The sequence below is a fragment of the Chachezhania sediminis genome (assembly GCF_009765275.1).
GTDB classification, from domain to species: Bacteria; Pseudomonadota; Alphaproteobacteria; order Rhodobacterales; family Rhodobacteraceae; genus Chachezhania; species Chachezhania sediminis.
The window spans coordinates 21396-39484 of record NZ_VOPH01000005.1 but is presented as its reverse complement, the minus strand read 5'-3'; the positions used below and the strand labels follow the sequence as shown (position 1 = coordinate 39484).

Below are 18089 nucleotides of genomic sequence, written 5' to 3'. Positions count from 1 at the left end.
GACCAGATCCGCCCGGGAGAGATCGGTTCCATCGCTCAGCCATCCCCAGCGCTGGCCTGTGGGCCGGTCTCTGGCGCGTCGGTTTCGGCGCCGTCCCCGGGCAGGGGGGCTACGGGCGCTTCGGGCGCCACGACGCCACCGGGATCGGTGATCGCCTCGGTCCCGTGGTGGCGCAGGATGCGCAGGTATTCCAGCCGTGACAGGTCGGCCGAAGGACGGACTCGCAGGTTGCCCGACCGATCCTCGACCACGTGGCCGATCAGCAGGCCCGCGGGAAAGACCTTGCCGTCGCCGGTGGTCACGACCCGGTCGTTCGGGCGGACAAGGTCGCGGTTTTCAAGGAAATCGATGACGGGGGCGGCGGTATTGTCGCCGGCCACCAGTGCCTTCTGTCCCGAAGGCTGGATGATCGCCGGGATCACGCTGGCCGCATCGGTGATCAGCAGGACGCGGGACGAATTCCGGCCCGTGCCGGAAATCCGGCCAACAAGCCCGATCCCGTCCATTGTGGCCCAGCCGTCGACGATGCCGTCACGGGTGCCGACGTTCAGCAGCACCGACTGGCGGAAGGGCGATCCGGCATCGGCCATCACTACCCCAGTGATAAAGGTAAGCCGCGGGTCCAGCCGTACGTTGTTCAGGTCCAGCAGACGTGCGTTTTCCTGTTCCAGCTGCAACGCGGCCTCTTTCCAGGCCTGCATCTGGCGCAATTCGCTGCGCAGTTCCTGGTTCTGCTCGGCCAGGCGGCGATAGCTTTTGAAATCGCGGGCCAGGTTGACCAGCCCCGTGACCGGCGTCATGGCCCAGTCCATGTTGGGCACGATCCGGTCGACGACCTTGGCGCGGAACTGTTCGACCCGCGGGCTGTCGATCCGCCAGAACAGGAACAGTGCAAGCAGCATCGCGCAGACGACGATCAGCAGCAGACGCCGAAGCGGCCCCGCATAGTCGTGGGTCTGTGCGCGTTCCTTGGCCAAAAGGGGCGTCCCGTTGCGTTCGAACCGGGTCCGGAAGCGTCAAGCCCCCGGATTCCGGATCCCCGTCAGCTTTCGTAGTCGATAGCGTGCCGCAACTGCTTTTCGTATTCCAGCGCCTTCCCGGTGCCAAGCGCCACGCAGTTCAGGCTTTCGTCGGCAATCGACACGGCCAGGCCGGTCTGTTCGCGCAGCGCCAGATCCAAGTCGCCCAGCAGGGCACCGCCGCCGGTCAGCATGACGCCGCGGTCGACGATATCGGCCGCCAGGTCGGGCGGCGTGGTTTCCAGAGCCGCCATCACGGCCTCGCAGATCTGCTGCACCGGTTCGGCCAGCGCCTCGGCGATCTGCGCCTGGTTGATCTCGATCTGCTTCGGCACGCCGTTCAGCAGGTCGCGACCGCGGATCTCCATCGAGGCGCCGCGCCCGTCGTCCGGCATCCGCGCCGATCCGATGGAGGTCTTAATGCGTTCCGCCGTGCTTTCGCCGATCAGCAGGTTCTGCTGGCGACGGAGGTAGCTGATGATCGCCTCGTCCATGCGGTCGCCGCCGACGCGGACGGACCGTGCATAGACGATGTCGCCCAGGGACAGGACCGCGACTTCGGTTGTGCCGCCGCCGATGTCGACGACCATCGACCCCGTGGGGTCGGTGATCGGCATGCCGGCGCCGATGGCTGCGGCGATGGGTTCCGCGATCAGGCCCGCGCGACGCGCGCCGGCCGACAGGACCGACTGGCGGATCGCGCGCTTTTCAACGGGTGTCGCGCCATGCGGCACGCAGACGATGATCTTGGGCTTCGAAAAGGTCGACCGCTTGTGCACCTTGCGGATGAAGTGCTTGATCATCTCTTCCGCAGTGTCGAAGTCGGCGATGACGCCTTCGCGCATCGGGCGGATCGCTTCGATGGAGCCGGGGGTCCGACCCAGCATCAGCTTGGCGTCTTCTCCCACGGCCAGCACCCGCTTGACGCCGTCTTTCACGTGGTAGGCCACCACGGATGGTTCTGACAGGATGATCCCCCGCCCCTTGACGTAAACAAGTGTATTGGCAGTCCCCAAGTCGATGGCCATGTCCGAAGAGAACAGGCCGCCGAGATTGTCCAGCATCCCCATGATTTGTCCCGCAAGCGAATAGTACGTGCGACGACTCCCGCGCCGCTGGGCTGTGGTCTTATAGGCGCCTGCCCACGGGGGCGAAAGGGGGGTCAGCTGGCCTAAGGCGCTATTCCGCTTGAATCGTCGGGGAAGGCGTCGCGGCCGTGCGGCTATTTCGGGCAGATGCCCGCGAATCGATTCTGTCGAGGTATCCCAGCACGGCCCACCGGCAGCGGCGGACCAGGGCGGGCCCGTCCGCTCCCTCGGGGATCGACGCTGCCGAAATCAGGCCCTTGCAGATCGCAATCACGTCCGCTGCCTCCTGCGGGCCGGCGGCAGGGGTGACGCGGCGCAGCGTGTCCAGCACGAGGTCGGCCATCTCGGCCGACAGGGCCCGGGTCTCGTCCCCGATGGCCAGTTGCGTCTCCATCGCCTCCAGCTCCAGCGTCAGGCGGGGGCGGGTATAGTGGTGCATCATCCCGGCATCGATCACCGTCTCGACCGCGTCCTCGGGGGACAGGTCCTGCGCCATCTCGACCGCCGCGCGCATCCGGACGATCAGGTCGGTGCGCTTGCCGCGTACCAGCGTGGCCAGGATCGCCTCCTTGTTCGGGAAGTACTGGTAGAGCGACCCGATGCTGACCCCGGCCCTTGCCGCGATGGCATTGGTGTTCAGCCCGTCCCGTCCCGCCTCTTCCAGAATGCGAGCGGCGGCTTCCACAATCGCGTCCTGCGTCGCCTTTGCCCGGGCCTGACGTGCTGATTTCCTTGGCAGATTTTCGACTGGGACCATGGGACCGGAAGGCGAGTTGAGAATGTGAGTACATACTCACATTTTTGCCATCAGATCAACTTCGGTCGGAGAGACGATATGAAACTGACGATTTTCCTGATGCTGCGGGCGAACCCGTCCTGGCTGGCGCTGCCGCGACACGAACGCAGCCGGATCGGCGAGGCGGCCCTGGCGGAGGCCTTCGGAGAGTTCGGAGACAAGGGCCTGAGCCTGCGCTTCTTCGATGCCGAGGCCTTCAATGCGCGGGTCAGCGACGTGGCCATGATCGAGGCCGGGGATCCGAAGACCTGGTACTTCGCGATGGAACGGCTGCGGGATTCGCCCCTGATCGCCGACGGTCACTTCGAGGTGGTGGAGATCGTCCCGGCCTTCGAGGACGGATACCGCACCTTCGAGGCCTCGGGCGATGCGGCTTGAGGGCACGCGGATCGCGGTCACCGGCGCCTCGCGCGGGATCGGTCGGGCGCTGGTCCTGGGGCTGCTGGCCCGGGGCGCCGGTGTCGTGGCCATCGCGCGGGACGGCGCCGCGCTGGCGGCGCTGCCTGGGGAAAGGGTGGAGCGTCTGACCTGCGATCTGGCGGACCCTGTCGCCCGGACGGCGCTGATTGAGCAATTGTCGGACGGGCGGCGGTTGGACGGGCTGATCAACAATGCGGGGATCCAGATCGAGGACGACCTGACAGCCGGTCTTGCCGGGGCAGGTGAAAGGATCGAGACGGAACTGGCGGTGAACCTGGCCGCGCCGATGCACCTTTCGGCGGGCCTGCTGCCGGTGCTGGGTCGGGGGCCGCAGGCGGTGCTGGTCAACGTGAATTCCGGCCTCGCGCTTGCGCCGAAACGGTCGGCCGTCGTCTACTGCGCGTCGAAGGCCGGGCTGGGCAGCTTCACCCGCGGTCTGCGGTATCAGGTGGAGGATGCCGGTCTGCCGGTACGCGTCATCGATGCGGTGATGCCGCTGGTCGCGACCGACATGACGGCCGGGCGGGGGGCCGGTAAGATCATGGCCGAACAGGCGGCCGAGGCGCTGCTGTCAGGGGTGGAGGCCGGACAAGACGAGATATGGATCGGCAAGGCGCGGTCCGCGCGCGTGCTGCACCGTCTGGCCCCGGGTCTGTTGCAGCGCATGCTCCGGAACGGTTAGCGCCCTGCCGGTTGGGGCAGGGAACAAGGCCCTTGCTGTAAAGGCCTTGTCCCGCGCCTGATTTCAGCCGGCGTCTTTATAGGAGATCTCGCGCGCGTCGACGCCCGGGCCGGTCTTGTCCCGGCGCACGATCAGCCGGTTCAGCGCCGCGATATAGGCGCGGGTGGACGCCACGACCGTGTCGGTATCCGCCGACTGGCCGGTGGCGATCACGCCGTCCTCGCCCAGGCGCACGGTCACAGTGGCCTGGGCGTCGGTGCCTTCGGTCACCGCGCTGACCTGGTAAAGCTGCAGCCGCGCCTTGTTGGGATAGACCGCGCGCACCGCCTTGAAGGAGGCGTCGACCGGGCCGTCGCCCTGGGCGGTGGCGATTTCCTCTTTGCCGGCCACTTCCATTTCGATCGTGGCCTCTGCGGGCCCATGGGTGCCGCAGGTGACCCGAAGCGAGACGAGGTTCAGATGCGCCGCGCCGGCAGCTTCGGCGGTATCGCTGACCAGCGCCACGATATCGTCGTCGTAGACTTCCTTCTTGCGGTCGGCCAGTTCCTTGAACCGCACGAAGATGTCCTTCAGCTGGTTGTCCCCGACATCGTGCCCAAGCTGGCGAAGCTTGTCGCGCAGCGCCGCGCGGCCCGAATGCTTGCCAAGCGGAAGCGCATTCGACGACAGGCCCACGTCTTCGGGGCGCATGATCTCGAAGGTCTCGACATTCTTCAGCACGCCGTCCTGGTGGATCCCGCTTTCATGGGCAAAGGCGTTCTTGCCGACCACGGCCTTGTTGAACTGGACCGGGAAGCCCGACACCGTCGCCACCCGGCGCGAGATGTGCATGATCTTCGTCGTGTCGACGCCGGTATGCCAGGGCATGATGTCGTGGCGCACCTTCAGGGCCATCACGACCTCTTCCAGGGCGGTGTTGCCGGCGCGTTCGCCCAGGCCGTTGATCGTGCATTCGATCTGGCGCGCACCGCCCGCGACAGCGGCAAGCGCGTTGGCGGTCGCCATGCCAAGGTCGTTGTGGCAGTGGGTGGCAAAGATCACGTCTTCGGCCCCAGGCACCTCGGCGATGAGCCGCCGGATCAGGTCGGCGCTTTCGACGGGCGCGGTATAGCCCACGGTGTCGGGAATGTTGATCGTGGTGGCACCGGCCTTGATCGCGATTTCCACCACCCGGGCAAGATAGTCCCATTCGGTCCGCGTCGCGTCCATCGGCGACCACTGGATATTATCACAGAGGTTGCGGGCGTGGCTGACGGTGTCGTGGATCCGTTCCGCCATCTCGTCCATGGTCAGGTTCGGGATCGCACGGTGCAGCGGCGAGGTGCCGATGAAGGTGTGGATCCGGGGCTGCCGGGACTTCTTCACCGCTTCCCAGCAGCGGTCGATATCGGCGTAGTTGGCGCGCGCAAGTCCGCAGATCACGGCGTCCTGGGACCGTTCGGCAATTTCCGACACGGCGCGGAAGTCGCCTTCGGAGGCGATGGGAAAGCCCGCCTCGATGATGTCGACGCCCATCTGGTCCAGAAGCTCGGCGATCTCCAGCTTCTCGTTGTGGGTCATGGTCGCGCCGGGGCTTTGTTCGCCGTCACGGAGCGTGGTGTCGAAGATGAGGACGCGGTCGCCGTCGGTTGCGCCGGGTGCTGCGATGGATGCGGTCATGATGTCGGTTCCTAGTTTGTCCAAAAGCCTCTGTGAACCGGCATTGGATCGGGCCAGTTGCCCTGTCAGGGGCGGGTTCAGGTCTGGCTGTGTGGTGATCCGATGCCGGGGGCGCGCAGGCAATAACCTCTGAGCGGGCGCGCCTATGGCACGCTCAGAGGCGGACTAGCAGTAGACCGGAAACACCGCCCGAAGCGGGGCGGCGGGCAGGAATTGCCTGTGCAGGATATGCAACCTGGTCGATCATGGGCGCACGCTATACCGGACCAGCCGCGGAAGAAAAGCGCGAATTGCCCGGGGTTGGCACATTTTTGTTGCGCGATCGATGCGGCGACCGAACCGCCGGACGTCGCGGGCGGTTCTGCCGGTCCCGCAGCGAATGTCTGGCGGGGCGGGGGACAGACCGGATATACTGACATACGGGCAGGCGACAAACGGAGTCAGGCAATGACCGCGCGCATCTTCATGTTCCTTACCTGCCTGGTCCTTGCGGCCTGCGGCGGCGGGCGGGGCAGTGTGCCATCGATAATCCCGGTGGATTACGGCGACAACGCTTTCGGCGACAGCGATCCCGTGGACTGGGGCCGGAACGGGCCGTCGGCCTATCCGATCCACGGCATCGACATCTCGCGCTTCCAGTCCGCCATCGACTGGAACGCGGCCCGGGCGGCCGGCGTGCGCTTCGCCTTCATCAAGGCGACCGAAGGCGGCGACCTGTTCGATCCGATGTTCGACGAGCACCGCAAGGGCGCCCGGCACGCGGACATCCCCTGGGGGGCCTACCATTTCTATTACTGGTGCCGCCCGGCCGAGGAGCAGGCCCGCTGGTTCATCCGCAACGTGCCCCGGGATTCGCGCGCGCTGACCCATGTGCTGGACATGGAATGGACGCCGTTTTCGCCCACCTGCACGATCCGCCCGCCGGGGGCGACCGTCCGGGCCGAGGCGAAGAAGTTCCTGGATATCCTGGAACAGCACTACGGCTCTCGCCCGATCATCTACACCACGCCGGATTTCTTCGACGACACCGGCATCGGGCAGCTTGCGGATACAGAGTTCTGGGTGCGCTCGGTCACGAAGATGCCGCATGAACATTATGGCCGGAAACACTGGCGGTTCTGGCAGTACACCAGCACCGGCATCGTCCCGGGCATCCGGGGGGACGTGGACATCAACGTCTTCTATGGCTCGCACGATGACTGGATGCGCTGGCAGCTACGCTGACCCGACCGCCCAGTGATCGCATTGGGCCGGGGCAGGCGCCGGGCCGTGTGGCCGCGGGTCCCGACCCGCGGCGCTGCATCGGCAGGCGCGCGGGTCGCAATATCGACTGTCCGGAAGGACTCCGGTCGGCACGGCAGGTGTCAGCCGCCTTCGGTCAGGGTGCCGTTTTCCCAGGTGCCGCTGCGTTCGGTCCCGGATGAATAGCGCATCGTGCCCTGGCCATGGCGCTTGCCGTCCTGGAATTCGCCTTCGTAGACGTCGCCGTTTGAATAGGTCGCGGTGCCGGTGCCGTCGATGTTGCCCTCGACCCACTGGCCTTCGTAGACGAATCCGTCCGGCGTCTCGATCCGGCCGGTGCCGTCGCGCTGGTCGTTGATGAACTGGCCGGTATAGACCGCGCCGTCGGCATAGGTGACCGTGCCTTCGCCATGTCGTTTGCCGTCCAGCCAGTCGCCGTCATAGCGATAGCCGTCGGGATAGGTCATGATGCCGTGGCCGTGGTTCAGCCCGGCCTTGTAGCCGCCGACATAGACGATGCCGTTGGCATAGGTCGCCGTGCCCTGGCCATCGATCACGCCTTCGACCCATTCGCCGTCATAGCTGGATCCGTCGGAATAGGTGATCTTGCCGGTGCCTTCGGCCAGTCCGTTGCGGAACTGGCCTTCATAGACCGCGCCGTCGGGATAGGTGACGCGGCCCTGGCCTTCGATCTGACCGTTCACCCAGGCCCCGGTGTAGACATAGCCGTCGGTCCCGGTGAACGTGCCCTGGCCGTCGCGCAGGTCGTCCCGGAATCCGCCTTCGTAGACGTCGCCATTGGCATATTCGACCTTGCCCTGGCCCTGGCGTTTGCCGTCGACCAGCTCGCCCTCGTAGACGTCGCCATTGGGCTGGACCAGCCGGCCCACGCCATTGATCTGGCCGTTCCGCCACGGACCTTCATAGACCAGCCCGTCGGGCAGGGTCAGGCGGCCCTCGCCCGACAGCTCGCCCTGTTCGATGCCGCCTTCATAGACCGCGCCGTCGGGATAGGTGATCTTGCCCGTGCCCTGTTTCTGGCCGTCGACCCAGTCGCCGTCATAGACATAGCCGCCGGGGATCTGCATCACGCCGCGACCGTTGTGCTGGGCGTTTCCGAAGCCGCCTTCGTAGCGGACGCCATTGGCATAGACGGCCACACCCTGGCCTTCGATCACGCCATCGACCCATTCGCCGTCATAGGTGCCGCCGTCGGAAAAGACGATCTTGCCGATCCCGTTCGGTTTGCCCTTGGCGAATTCGCCTTCATAGACCGACCCGTTGGGAAAGCGCGCTGTGCCGCGTCCGCGAATCTCTCCGTCCACCCAGTCGCCGGTGTATTCATAGCCGTTGGGTAGCCGGTAGGTGCCTGTGCCGTGCTGCAGCCCGCCGCGGAACGTGCCTTCGTAGATGCCGCCGATATCGTCCTGCGCCGTCTGGACAGTGCCATCCTGCGCCGCAAGCGGTGCAGGCAGTACCAGCGCGGCCAGCAGGGCCGGCGCGATACGTGCTGTGATGGACTGTCTCATTCTCCGTCCCCCTCGGAACGCCGCGGGGTGGGCGCCCGGGCCATAATTTCCCGCTGTCTGCCGAAAACTAAGTCAGCGCGCGCGCGCGGGCAACGCTGTCGACCCTTAACACTTTTCCTTTGTGGGCGATCTGCTACATGGCTTGGGCCCGACGACACGGCCGGTCCGCCCCGAACCGCCGCGAAACGAACCAAGCAAGAAGGCACGACCAAAGATGGCCGACACTTTCCGCCTGACCCTGGCGCAGCTGAACCCGACCGTGGGCGACCTGGCCGGAAACGCCGCAAAAGCCCGCAAGGCCTGGGAAGAAGGCAAGGCCGCCGGCGCCGACCTTGTCGCGCTGACAGAGATGTTCATCACCGGCTACAACCTTCAGGACCTGATCCGGAAGCCCAGCTTCCAGGCCGCTGCCATTGCCGAGATCGAGGCCCTGGCGGAATATTGCGCGGACGGTCCGGCGCTGGCCATCGGCGGCCCATGGGTCGAAGGTGCCGAGCTGTTCAACGCCTATCACGTCCTGAAGGGCGGCAAGATCGCGTCGAGCGTGCTGAAGCACCACCTGCCCAACAACGACGTCTTCGACGAGGTCCGCGTCTTCGACAGCGGTCCCCTGGGCGGTCCCTATTCGGTGGGCAATACCCGCATCGGGTCGCCCATTTGCGAGGATGCCTGGTATCCGGATGTTGCCGAGACACTGGCCGAGACGGGCGCGGAATTCCTGCTGGTCCCCAACGGATCCCCCTACAGCCGGGGCAAGCACGACACGCGGCTGAACCTGATGGTCGCCCGCGTTGTCGAAACCGGGCTGCCGCTGATCTACCTGAACATGTTCGGGGGCCAGGACGACCAGGTCTTCGACGGGGCCAGTTTCGCGCTGAACCCGGGCGGCGGGCTGGCGGTGCAGATGCCGTTCCTGGAAGAAGCGATCGCCCATGTCGATCTGGAGCGCGGGCAGGATGGCTGGCGCATTGCCGAGGGTCAAAAGGCCCCGCGGCCCGACGACTGGGAAATGGAATACCGGGTCATGGTGGTGGCGCTGCGCGACTACATGGCGAAGACGGGGTTCACGAAGGTACTGCTGGGCCTCTCGGGCGGCATCGACTCGGCGCTGGTCGCGGCAATCGCGGCCGATGCGCTGGGGGCGGAAAACGTCCGCTGCGTGATGTTGCCGTCGGAATACACCTCGCAAGGCTCCCTGGACGACGCGAAAGACCTGGCCGAACGGCTGGGCTGCACCTACGACTTTGTGCCGATCACCGAAACGCGGGACGCGGTGACCTCGACCCTGGCGCCGCTGTTCGCGGACCGGAAGGCGGACCTGACAGAAGAAAACGTCCAGTCCCGGATCCGCGGCCTGCTGCTGATGGCGCTGTCGAACAAGTTCGGCGAGATGCTTCTGACTACCGGCAACAAGTCCGAGGTCGCGGTGGGCTATGCCACGATCTATGGCGACATGGCGGGCGGCTACAACCCGATCAAGGATCTGTACAAGACACGGGTGTTCGAAACCTGCCGCTGGCGGAACGCCAATCACCGTGACTGGATGAAGGGCCCGGGCGGAGAGGTCATCCCGGTGGCGATCATCGACAAGCCCCCCAGCGCCGAACTGCGTGCCGACCAGAAGGACAGCGATTCGCTGCCCGACTACCCGGAGCTGGACAAGATCCTGGAGATTTTGGTCGAGAACGAAGGATCGGTCGGCGACTGCGTGGCAGCCGGCATCGACGAGGCTGTCGCGCGCAAGGTCGAGCACTTGGTCTATATCAGCGAGTACAAGCGGTTCCAGGCCGCGCCCGGCGCGCGGCTGTCGCGCAAGGCGTTCTGGCTGGATCGGCGGTATCCGATTGCGAACCGGTGGCGCGAGCCCAAGTGAATTGCGCCGCACCTGCGTGCGTCGCCGGGGCTGAACGGGGGGCTGCTGCCCCGCTCCCCCCCCGCCCGGGGAAGCAGCGCTCCCCCGGACCCCCGTGTCAGCCCATCATCTGGTAGCTGACGGGGACGAAGCGGAAGCCGTCGCCGCGGGCCTCGACGAAGCCTGCGGCGGGGAAGGGCATGTGGTAGCCGATCATCGGAACGCGGTCGGCGGCCAGCATGTCGAACACGCGGCGGCGCGTGGCGCTGGCCTGTTCCTTGTCGGTGTCGAAGCTGGTGTGCCAGTCCGGGTTCTGGAACGGGAACACGTAGTGGTTGGCCAAGTCTGCCGTCAGCATCAGAGGCGCACCGGCGCTTTCCACCATGAAGATTATGTGGCCCGGCGTATGGCCCGGCGCGTCCAGCGCTGTGATGCCGGGCGCGATGGAGGCCCCGTCGCCGATGAAGGTGATCTTTTCCTTCAGGGGTTCCACATTCTTGGCCATCAGGTTGGTCACGCCGTTCGATCCGGTGGCCATCCAGCCATCGTATTCGGCCCGGCCGGTGACATAGCGCGCATTGGCGAAGGTGGGCTGGCCATCGGTCATCAGCCCGCCGATATGGTCGGGATGCATGTGTGACAGCACCACGACATCCACGGCATCCGTGCTGCTGCCGGCCTCGGCCAGCGCCTTCGCGATCCCGCCCTGGCCCAGGCCGGTGTCGAACAGGACCAGTTCCGACCCGGTATCGACCAGCGTCGGCGTGAAATAGAACTGCGCCATGTCAGCGGGGATGAAGTTCGCGGCCGCGACATCGGCGAAATCTTCGGCCGATACGTTGACCCCGAAGATGTCCTTGACCCCTTCGCGGGGCATGGACCCATCCAGGAGCGTCGTCACCGTCATATCGCCCAGCTTGAAGGTGCGGGCATGGGGCAGGCCGGCGGCGACCGTCTGGGCGGCGGCTGGCGTGGCCAGTGGGGCGGCCACGGCGGCCAGGGGCAGGGCGGCCCCGGCGCCAAGGGCGGCGCGTCGGGTCAGGCCGGCGGGGCGGGAAACGGGATCCGTCATGGAAATCTCCTCCGTCAGTCGGTTGCCTTGGGCCGGGCGGCACATGCCCCCTGCCGAGGCGGATCATCCCAGATTTCCCGGCGCGACAGTAGTCACGTCGCGGTGAGGATGGCGACATGACCGCCAGGAATTGCTGGCCTTTGATTGGACAAATCCTGCAGCCGCCCTATTCGGCGGTCCCGGGGGCCGATGAAGGCCCCTGCAGGCCGGTTCTGGACAATTGGCCCCGTGCGTGACAAAGCGCGCACGACAGGAGATCACGATGACCACGACCCGTTTCGCCCCGTCGCCCACGGGCTATCTGCATATCGGCAACCTGCGCGCCGCGCTGATGAACTTCATGATCGCGCGCAAGGCGGGCGGTACCTTCATCCTGCGGATCGACGACACCGATCCGGAACGGTCGAAGGAAGAATATGTCGACGGGATCAAGCAGGATCTGGAATGGCTGGGCCTGACCTGGGACCGGATCGAACGCCAGTCGCTGCGCCTGGACCGCTATCAGGAAGCCGCCCAGAAGCTGCGCGACATGGGCCGCTTCTACGAGGCCTTCGAGACGCCGACCGAACTGGACCTGAAGCGCAAGAAGCAGCTCAACATGGGCCGCCCGCCTGTCTATGATCGCGCGGCCCTGGCGTTGTCGGACGACGAAAAGGCGAAGCTGCGTGACGAACGCGGCCCCGGCGTCTGGCGCTTCAAGCTGGATCAGGAACGGATCGAATGGACCGACGGCATCCTGGGCGACATCTCGATCGACGCCGCATCAGTGTCGGACCCGGTGCTGATCCGGGCGGACGGCCAGATCCTGTACACGCTCGCTTCGGTCGTCGATGACACGGAAATGGGCGTGACCGATGTCGTGCGCGGCTCTGACCACGTGACCAACACTGCGACCCAGATCCAGATCATCCACGCGCTGGGCGGCAATGTCCCGAACTTCGCCCACCATTCGCTGTTGACCGGTCCGCAGGGCGAGGCGCTGTCGAAGCGCCTTGGCACCCTGTCGCTGCGCGATCTGCGTGCCCAAGGGGTGGAGCCGATGGCGGTCCTGTCGCTGATGGCGCGTCTGGGCTCCTCGGATCCGATCGAGCTGCGCACCGACATGGCGGACCTGATCGAGGGGTTCGACATCCACCATTTCGGCTCGGCGCCGACGAAATTCGACGAAAAGGACCTGTTCCCGCTGACGGCACGCGTCCTGCAGGCCAAGCCCCTGTCCGAGGTGGCCGGGGCCGTTGCCGCGGCCGGTGTCCCGGACGACAAGGCCGAGGCGTTCTGGCTGGTCGCGCGCGACAACATCGCGACGCTGGCCGATCTGGAACAGTGGTGGGTCCTGTGCCGCGACGGAGCAGAGCCCCTGATCGCTGACGAGGACCGCACGTTCATCGCGGAAGCCATGACGCTGCTCCCCGATGCGCCCTATGACGAGACCACCTGGTCGACCTGGACCGCCGCCGTGAAAGAAGCGACGGGCCGCAAGGGCAAGGGCCTGTTCATGCCGCTGCGCAAGGCAGTCACGGGGCTGGAGCGGGGGCCGGAAATGGCCCAGCTGATGCCGCTGCTGCAGGTGATCCGCGCGAAGGGCTGACGCTTCGCCGGACCCCTAGTCCAGCGCCAGCATCACGGCCTCGATCTCGGCCAGCCAGCGATCGACGACGGCGCGTTCGTCGTCGGTCAGCACCTTGTGGCGCGGATAGCGGGGCAGGGTGCGGTCATCCAGAACCGGCGTGTCCCAGTTGTCGGTCGTGGCAAAGAACTGTGCCGCGCCCTGGGGCCCGAATTCCCGCAGATATCCCTGTACCACGACATCCAGATAGCTGAGCAGGATCGGCGCCCGCCTTTCCGGCTGTGCGTGGAGGTCCGGGTGCACGGCGTAGACGGCGACGTCCAGCGGACGGTCCAGGCCGTGGGTGACCTGATGGGTGGCGGGCAGGCGGTCGTAATTGTGTTCCCGTGCGTCCAGTGCCGCCCAATCGGCGCCGGGGACACTGGCGATCAGCCCATCGATTTCCGTTTCGGGATCGGCCACCGCCGTCAGCACGGCAGAAGGCCAGGGATCGACATGCACCCAGGCCCGTCGCCAGCCCTTCAGCCGCGCCTTTTCGGCCCCGGGATAGGTGTGCGTATTTCGATTAACTAAACTTCCATAACCAAAGAAATATGGGTCATTCATCTGTCTTGGCCTATTCATTCATTTCCTCGGAATGTTTTTCCGGCAAATTTGATGTATGTCAAATCGGCTTTTCCTCCCGTGTGCAAGAACAACATCACGCCCTCTAGGGTGGAGTCGTTCGACTCAATCTGTTCAAGAGGATCAATTGACGTGCGAATAACAAAGAGAACAAATATCGCTGTAAGGCTGATGCTTTACTGTGCCAGCCAGCCGGGTCGTCGCGTGACGAAGTCCGAGATCGCCGAGCAGTGCAACATTTCGGAAAACCATCTGGCGCATGTGATCAATGCCCTGGGGCAGATGGGTTACCTTGATACGCAGCGCGGCCGCAGCGGTGGGCTTGCCCTGGCCCGGTCCGCGGGCGACGTCAGTCTGGGCGATATCTTTCGTTCCCTGGAAAGTGGCGTGCCGCTGACCGAGTGCTTCAGTTGCAAAGCTGCGTCCTGCGATGCGGTGCCGTCGTGCCGCCTGCGGATGGCGCTGGCCAATGCCGAACGCGCCTTCTACGAGACGCTGGATGATGTCCCTCTGTCCGAACTGCTGCACAATGGCGGTGGCTTGATGGCGCAGCTGACCGAAGGTGCCTGCCCGCCGTAATCGGGCAGGTCTTACTCCCGGGCGCGCAGGACCCGCGCAGGCCGCGCGGCCAGAGGAGCCCAGGCAAAGGCCAGTCCGGCCAGCAACGTGGCAAGGACCCCTGCGGCCACGACGCCGATGGCGGCGGGCCAGATCACCGAGAACCCGGTTTCCAGCACGAAATGCGTGACCGCCCAGGCGCCGGCCAGACCGGCGCACAGGGCGACTGCACCGGCCGTGGCCCCCAGAAGGGCCGCGCGCAGGGCAAAGCTTGCCAGGATCCGGCCGCGCCCGGCGCCCAGCGTCTTCAGGACCGCCGCCTCGTAGGTGCGTGCGCCGGTGCCTGCGGCCGCGGCACCGATCAGGACCAGGAACCCCGTCAGAAGGGTGACGGCCGCGCCATAGGACGTGGCCGCGGCCAGTCCTGACAGAAGGTCCGCCACGCGGTCGATCGCGTCGCGTACCCGCACGGCGGTGATGTTGGGGAACTGTCCCGCCAGGTCGCGCAGGATCGCGGCTTCGGCCGGGGCGTCGGCATAGACCGTGGCGATGAAGCTGTGGGGCGCCCCCTGCAGTGCGCCCGGATTCATGGCGATCAGAAAACCCATCCGAGCGGTGGAAAAATCGACCTCGCGGAAGCTGGTGATCGTCGCCGTCACGTCCCGGCCAAGTATGTTCACGGTCATCGTGTCGCCCAGCTTCAGGCCCATCTCGGCCGCTTCCTCGGCTGCAAAGCTGATCTGGGGAACGCCGGCATAGTCTTCGTCCCACCATTCGCCCGCCGTGATCGTCGTGCCTTCGGGCGGTGCGGCGGAATAGGTCACGCCGCGATCGCTTTGCAGGACCCAATGGTCGCCTGCGACCTCGGCCGGGGGGCGGCCATTGATCTGCGTGATGATACCCCGCAGCATGGGGGCGCTTTCCACCCGGTGGACCGCATTATCGCTTTCCAGCCGCGCCATGAAGGCCGGCATCTGGTCCTTCTGGATGTCGATGAAGAAATAGGACGGCGCGACTTCGGGCAGGGACCCGGTGATCGCGCCCCGCAGGTTTCCGTCGATCTGCCCCACGGCGGACAGGACCGATAGGCCCAGCCCAAGCGACAGGACCACTGCGCCCGCACCTTCACGCGGGCCGGCAATGGCGGCCAGGGCCCAGCGCAGCACCGGCCGCCCCCGCGCCAGCTGGCTGCCTGCCCGGGCCGCCAGCCGCGCCAGGCCGGCGGTCAGAGCCAGAACGATCAGCGCCGCAACCATCCCGCCCGTGGTCCACAGCGTCAACAATACCGCGCCGCTGAACCACGCGGCCAGCCCAATCAGGGCCGCCAGTCCGACGGCAGTCGCCACCAGATACCGCCAATGCGGCAGCAACCGGGCCGAGGACAGGGCATCGCGGAACAGCGTCGCCGCGCGCACCTCCTCTGTCCGGGCAAGGGGCCACAGGGTGAAGATCAGCGCCGTCAGGATGCCGTAAAGTGCGGCCTCGACCAGCGGCCCGGCATAGATCGAAAAGACCGCCGGAATCGGTAGCTGTGCCGAAATGATGGGCGCGAAAGCCAGGGGCAGGGCGGCGCCTAGGGCCAGGCCCAGCAGGATGCCGACGATGGAAAGGGCACCGATCTGAAGGAAATAGGTGAGGAAGACGGTGCCGCGATCCGCGCCCAGCGTCCGCAGTGTGGCGATGACGGCCGTCTTGTCGGCCAGATAGGACCGGACAGCCGCCGAAACGCCGACGCCGCCCACGGCCAGCCCCGAAAGGCCCACGAGGATCAGGAAGGCGCCCAGCCGTTCGACAAAGCGCGTGATGCCCGGCGCGCCGTTCCGTGCATCGGCCCAGTCCAGTCCCGCCTTGCCAAAGGCCTCCTGCGCCTGCGCCTCGACCGTTGCCAGGTCGGCGCCGGGCGGCAGGTCCAGCCGGTATTTCGTGGAAAACAGCGTGCCGGGCGCCAGCAGGCCGGATTGCGCCAGGTCTTCGGTCAGGACGATGGTCCGGGGGCCAAGGCCGATCCCGGCAGAGGCATCGTCAGGTTCGGCCTGCAGCGTTGCCGTCAGGACGAAATCCTGCCGGCCCAGCCGGAACCTGTCGCCCGGGTCCAGCCCCAGACGGTCGCTCAGCACCGGTTCCATGACCGCCCCGGGGATGCCGTCCTGTCCGGCCAGCGCTGTCTTCAGGTCCATCGCGGGTTGCAGGTCCACCGCACCGACAAGGGGATAGAGGCCGTCGACGGCCTTCACCTGCGTCAGGGCGCGGTCCTCGGTTCCATCGCGGGGGACGGTCGCCATGGACCGGAAGTCCACGATTTCCGATACCGCGTCTGCATGGCTGTCCATCCAGGCCTTTTCGCTGTCGGTGGCGAAACGATAGGTCAGCCCGATCTCGGCATCGCCGCCCAGAAGGGCCGCGCCTTCGCGGGCCAGGCCTTCCTCGATGGCCGACCGGACCGATCCGACGGCGGCGATGGCGGCCACGCCAAGGGCCAGACAGGCCAGGAAGATGCGGAAGCCCCGAACGCCGCTGCGGAACGCGCCGCGCAGTTCGCGGGTGGCGAGACGGGCGGCGATGGGCAGGCTCATTCCGCGGCGGCCTCTGGCGCGGCATCGTCTTCGGCGATGCGGCCGTCGCGCAGGCGGATCACCCGGTCGCAGCGTCGGGCCAGGTCGGGCGCATGGGTGACCAGCACCAGCGTGGCGCCGTGCCGGTCGCGCAGACCGAAAAGCATATCCATGATCGCAGCGCCGTTCGTTTCGTCCAGGTTCCCGGTCGGTTCGTCCGCCAGTAGGATATCCGGCCGCGGTGCCGAGGCGCGGGCCAGCGCCACGCGCTGCTGTTCGCCGCCCGACAGCTGAGAGGGATAGTGCCCGGCGCGGTGGCCCAGCCCCACGGTCTCCAGCTCTGCCGCGGCGCGGTCGAAGGCGTCGCGATGGCCGGCAAGTTCCAGCGGGGTTGCCACGTTTTCCAGCGCGGTCATGGTGGGGATCAGGTGAAAGCTCTGGAACACGATGCCCATGTGGTCGCGGCGGAACCGGGCCAGCGCGTCCTCGTCCATCGCCGTAAGGTCCCGGCCCAGGGCGGTGATCGTGCCGCCCGTTGCCTGTTCAAGGCCGCCCATCAGCATCAGAAGCGACGACTTGCCTGACCCGGAAGGACCGATCAGGCCCAGCGTTTCGCCCCGCATCACCTCCAGCGTGATGCCGCGGAGGATATCCACGCGCCCGGCATTGCCATTCAGCCACAAAGCCGCATCTTGAAGGGACAGGACGGGGTCGGACATGTGGCCTCATTCACCTGGTGTGCCCTTGGGATATGGAGCCGGAAACGAGATGCGCAAGAAAATGATCGGCGCGGTATCGGCCGCTCTGCTGGCCTTTCCCTGCGCCGGCTGGGCCGATCCGCTGACCATCGCGGCCTTTGGCGACAGTCTGACGCAGGGATATGGCCTGCCGGCGGATCAGGGCTTCGTGCCGCAACTGCAGCGCTGGCTGAACGATCAGGGCGCCGACGCGGTTCTGGTGAATGCGGGCGTGTCGGGCGATACCTCGGCAGGGGGCGCGGCTCGCGTGGGCTGGACCCTGACGCCCGAGGTCGGCGCCATGATCGTCGAACTGGGCGCCAACGACATGCTGCGGGGCATCGACCCGGCCGTGACGCGGGCCAACCTGGACCAGATCCTGACCGCAGCGGACGATGCCGGGGTCGAGGTGCTGCTGGTGGGGATGGAAGCCGCCGGCAACTGGGGCCCGGACTACAAGGAAGCCTTCGACGCGATCTATCCCGACCTGGCTGCCGTGCATGACGTGCCGCTGGTGCCGGGTTTCTTCGACGGCATCGCGGCAGAGGTTCCGGATTTTGCCGAAGCGCAGGGTCGGTACTTCCAGGCGGACGGGCTTCACCCGAATGCCCAAGGGGTCACGCTCGTGGTTCAGGACATCGGCCCCGCGGTGCTGGACCTGATCGACGCCGCCCGCGAAGCCGGAAGGTGAT

General features: G+C 66.4%; 16 protein-coding genes. 7 read left to right on the top strand and 9 right to left on the bottom strand.

Annotated features, from left to right (window positions below):
• Window positions 1-35: 35 nt before the first annotated feature.
• From mreC to FQK05_RS15905, 3 genes are all read right to left on the bottom strand, one after another.
• Window positions 36-977: a rod shape-determining protein MreC gene (gene mreC, locus FQK05_RS15915; protein ID WP_158968608.1), complete on the bottom strand. Its 942-nt coding sequence runs from the start codon at window positions 975-977 to the stop codon at window positions 36-38.
• A 65-nt stretch (window positions 978-1042) separates the two neighbouring features.
• Complete coding sequence (locus FQK05_RS15910) at window positions 1043-2089, bottom strand: rod shape-determining protein (protein ID WP_158968606.1); 1047 nt, start codon at window positions 2087-2089, stop codon at window positions 1043-1045.
• Between the two features lie 109 nt (window positions 2090-2198).
• The gene (locus FQK05_RS15905) at window positions 2199-2792 is read right to left on the bottom strand and encodes a TetR/AcrR family transcriptional regulator (RefSeq protein ID WP_158968604.1); all 594 of its coding nucleotides are present in this window, start codon (window positions 2790-2792) and stop codon (window positions 2199-2201) included.
• Between the two features lie 150 nt (window positions 2793-2942).
• Between FQK05_RS15905 and FQK05_RS15900 the strand changes: the two genes are divergently transcribed.
• Window positions 2943-3281, top strand: coding sequence for a darcynin family protein (locus FQK05_RS15900; RefSeq protein ID WP_158968602.1), 339 nt, complete (start codon window positions 2943-2945; stop codon window positions 3279-3281).
• Window positions 3271-4005 (top strand): SDR family NAD(P)-dependent oxidoreductase, encoded by a 735-nt coding sequence (locus FQK05_RS15895; RefSeq protein ID WP_158968600.1) that lies wholly within the window; start codon window positions 3271-3273, stop codon window positions 4003-4005. The genes FQK05_RS15900 and FQK05_RS15895 overlap by 11 nt, the downstream gene beginning before the upstream one ends.
• A gap of 63 nt (window positions 4006-4068) precedes the next feature.
• Here the strand turns inward: FQK05_RS15895 and FQK05_RS15890 are convergent, their stop codons facing one another.
• A complete protein-coding gene (locus FQK05_RS15890; RefSeq protein ID WP_158968598.1) occupies window positions 4069-5664 on the bottom strand; it encodes a 2-isopropylmalate synthase in 1596 nt (531 codons plus the stop codon).
• 447 nt (window positions 5665-6111) lie between these two features.
• Here FQK05_RS15890 and FQK05_RS15885 point away from each other — a divergent pair, with 447 nt between their 5' ends.
• Window positions 6112-6888 carry a glycoside hydrolase family 25 protein gene (locus tag FQK05_RS15885; RefSeq protein WP_158968596.1) on the top strand — a complete coding sequence of 259 codons (777 nt, stop codon included), beginning with the start codon at window positions 6112-6114 and terminating at the stop codon, window positions 6886-6888.
• 140 nt (window positions 6889-7028) lie between these two features.
• On the opposite strand, the gene FQK05_RS15880 is transcribed toward FQK05_RS15885, so the two are convergent.
• Window positions 7029-8435 carry an MORN repeat-containing protein gene (locus FQK05_RS15880; protein WP_158968594.1) on the bottom strand — a complete coding sequence of 469 codons (1407 nt, stop codon included), beginning with the start codon at window positions 8433-8435 and terminating at the stop codon, window positions 7029-7031.
• Window positions 8436-8649: 214 nt separating this feature from the next.
• Here FQK05_RS15880 and FQK05_RS15875 point away from each other — a divergent pair, with 214 nt between their 5' ends.
• On the top strand, window positions 8650-10308 hold the full coding sequence (locus tag FQK05_RS15875; protein WP_158968592.1) for an NAD+ synthase: 1659 nt from the start codon (window positions 8650-8652) through the stop codon (window positions 10306-10308).
• A gap of 97 nt (window positions 10309-10405) precedes the next feature.
• Here FQK05_RS15875 and FQK05_RS15870 read toward each other — a convergent pair whose 3' ends face one another.
• Complete coding sequence (locus FQK05_RS15870) at window positions 10406-11359, bottom strand: MBL fold metallo-hydrolase (RefSeq protein ID WP_158968590.1); 954 nt, start codon at window positions 11357-11359, stop codon at window positions 10406-10408.
• A 262-nt stretch (window positions 11360-11621) separates the two neighbouring features.
• Between FQK05_RS15870 and gltX the strand changes: the two genes are divergently transcribed.
• Window positions 11622-12947, top strand: a complete 1326-nt coding sequence (gene gltX, locus FQK05_RS15865) for a glutamate--tRNA ligase (protein ID WP_158968588.1) — start codon at window positions 11622-11624, stop codon at window positions 12945-12947.
• 15 nt (window positions 12948-12962) lie between these two features.
• Here the strand turns inward: gltX and FQK05_RS15860 are convergent, their stop codons facing one another.
• Window positions 12963-13532 (bottom strand): gamma-glutamylcyclotransferase family protein, encoded by a 570-nt coding sequence (locus FQK05_RS15860; RefSeq protein WP_158968586.1) that lies wholly within the window; start codon window positions 13530-13532, stop codon window positions 12963-12965.
• Window positions 13533-13640: 108 nt separating this feature from the next.
• Between FQK05_RS15860 and FQK05_RS15855 the strand changes: the two genes are divergently transcribed.
• Window positions 13641-14129, top strand: a complete 489-nt coding sequence (locus FQK05_RS15855) for an RrF2 family transcriptional regulator (protein ID WP_325063891.1) — start codon at window positions 13641-13643, stop codon at window positions 14127-14129.
• An 11-nt stretch (window positions 14130-14140) separates the two neighbouring features.
• On the opposite strand, the gene FQK05_RS15850 is transcribed toward FQK05_RS15855, so the two are convergent.
• Both FQK05_RS15850 and FQK05_RS15845 read right to left on the bottom strand, forming a co-directional pair.
• Window positions 14141-16681, bottom strand: coding sequence for an ABC transporter permease (locus tag FQK05_RS15850; protein ID WP_158968582.1), 2541 nt, complete (start codon window positions 16679-16681; stop codon window positions 14141-14143).
• Entirely contained in the window at window positions 16678-17379 is a 702-nt protein-coding gene (locus FQK05_RS15845; RefSeq protein ID WP_158968580.1) for an ABC transporter ATP-binding protein, read from the bottom strand. The genes FQK05_RS15850 and FQK05_RS15845 overlap by 4 nt, the downstream gene beginning before the upstream one ends.
• Window positions 17380-17428: 49 nt before the next feature.
• Here FQK05_RS15845 and FQK05_RS15840 point away from each other — a divergent pair, with 49 nt between their 5' ends.
• The gene (locus FQK05_RS15840; protein ID WP_233270540.1) at window positions 17429-18088 is read left to right on the top strand and encodes an arylesterase; all 660 of its coding nucleotides are present in this window, start codon (window positions 17429-17431) and stop codon (window positions 18086-18088) included.
• Window position 18089 lies beyond the last annotated feature (1 nt).

Coding starts and splice junctions, on each gene's coding strand:
- FQK05_RS15910 (WP_158968606.1), bottom strand. CDS start 2,089: ATGGGGATGCTGGACAATCTCGGCGGCCTGTTCTCTTCGGACATGGCC.
- FQK05_RS15900 (WP_158968602.1), top strand. CDS start 2,943: ATGAAACTGACGATTTTCCTGATGCTGCGGGCGAACCCGTCCTGGCTG.
- FQK05_RS15895 (WP_158968600.1), top strand. CDS start 3,271: ATGCGGCTTGAGGGCACGCGGATCGCGGTCACCGGCGCCTCGCGCGGG.
- FQK05_RS15890 (WP_158968598.1), bottom strand. CDS start 5,664: ATGACCGCATCCATCGCAGCACCCGGCGCAACCGACGGCGACCGCGTC.
- FQK05_RS15885 (WP_158968596.1), top strand. CDS start 6,112: ATGACCGCGCGCATCTTCATGTTCCTTACCTGCCTGGTCCTTGCGGCC.
- FQK05_RS15880 (WP_158968594.1), bottom strand. CDS start 8,435: ATGAGACAGTCCATCACAGCACGTATCGCGCCGGCCCTGCTGGCCGCG.
- FQK05_RS15875 (WP_158968592.1), top strand. CDS start 8,650: ATGGCCGACACTTTCCGCCTGACCCTGGCGCAGCTGAACCCGACCGTG.
- FQK05_RS15870 (WP_158968590.1), bottom strand. CDS start 11,359: ATGACGGATCCCGTTTCCCGCCCCGCCGGCCTGACCCGACGCGCCGCC.
- gltX (WP_158968588.1), top strand. CDS start 11,622: ATGACCACGACCCGTTTCGCCCCGTCGCCCACGGGCTATCTGCATATC.
- FQK05_RS15860 (WP_158968586.1), bottom strand. CDS start 13,532: ATGAATGACCCATATTTCTTTGGTTATGGAAGTTTAGTTAATCGAAAT.
- FQK05_RS15850 (WP_158968582.1), bottom strand. CDS start 16,681: ATGAGCCTGCCCATCGCCGCCCGTCTCGCCACCCGCGAACTGCGCGGC.
- FQK05_RS15845 (WP_158968580.1), bottom strand. CDS start 17,379: ATGTCCGACCCCGTCCTGTCCCTTCAAGATGCGGCTTTGTGGCTGAAT.
- FQK05_RS15840 (WP_233270540.1), top strand. CDS start 17,429: ATGCGCAAGAAAATGATCGGCGCGGTATCGGCCGCTCTGCTGGCCTTT.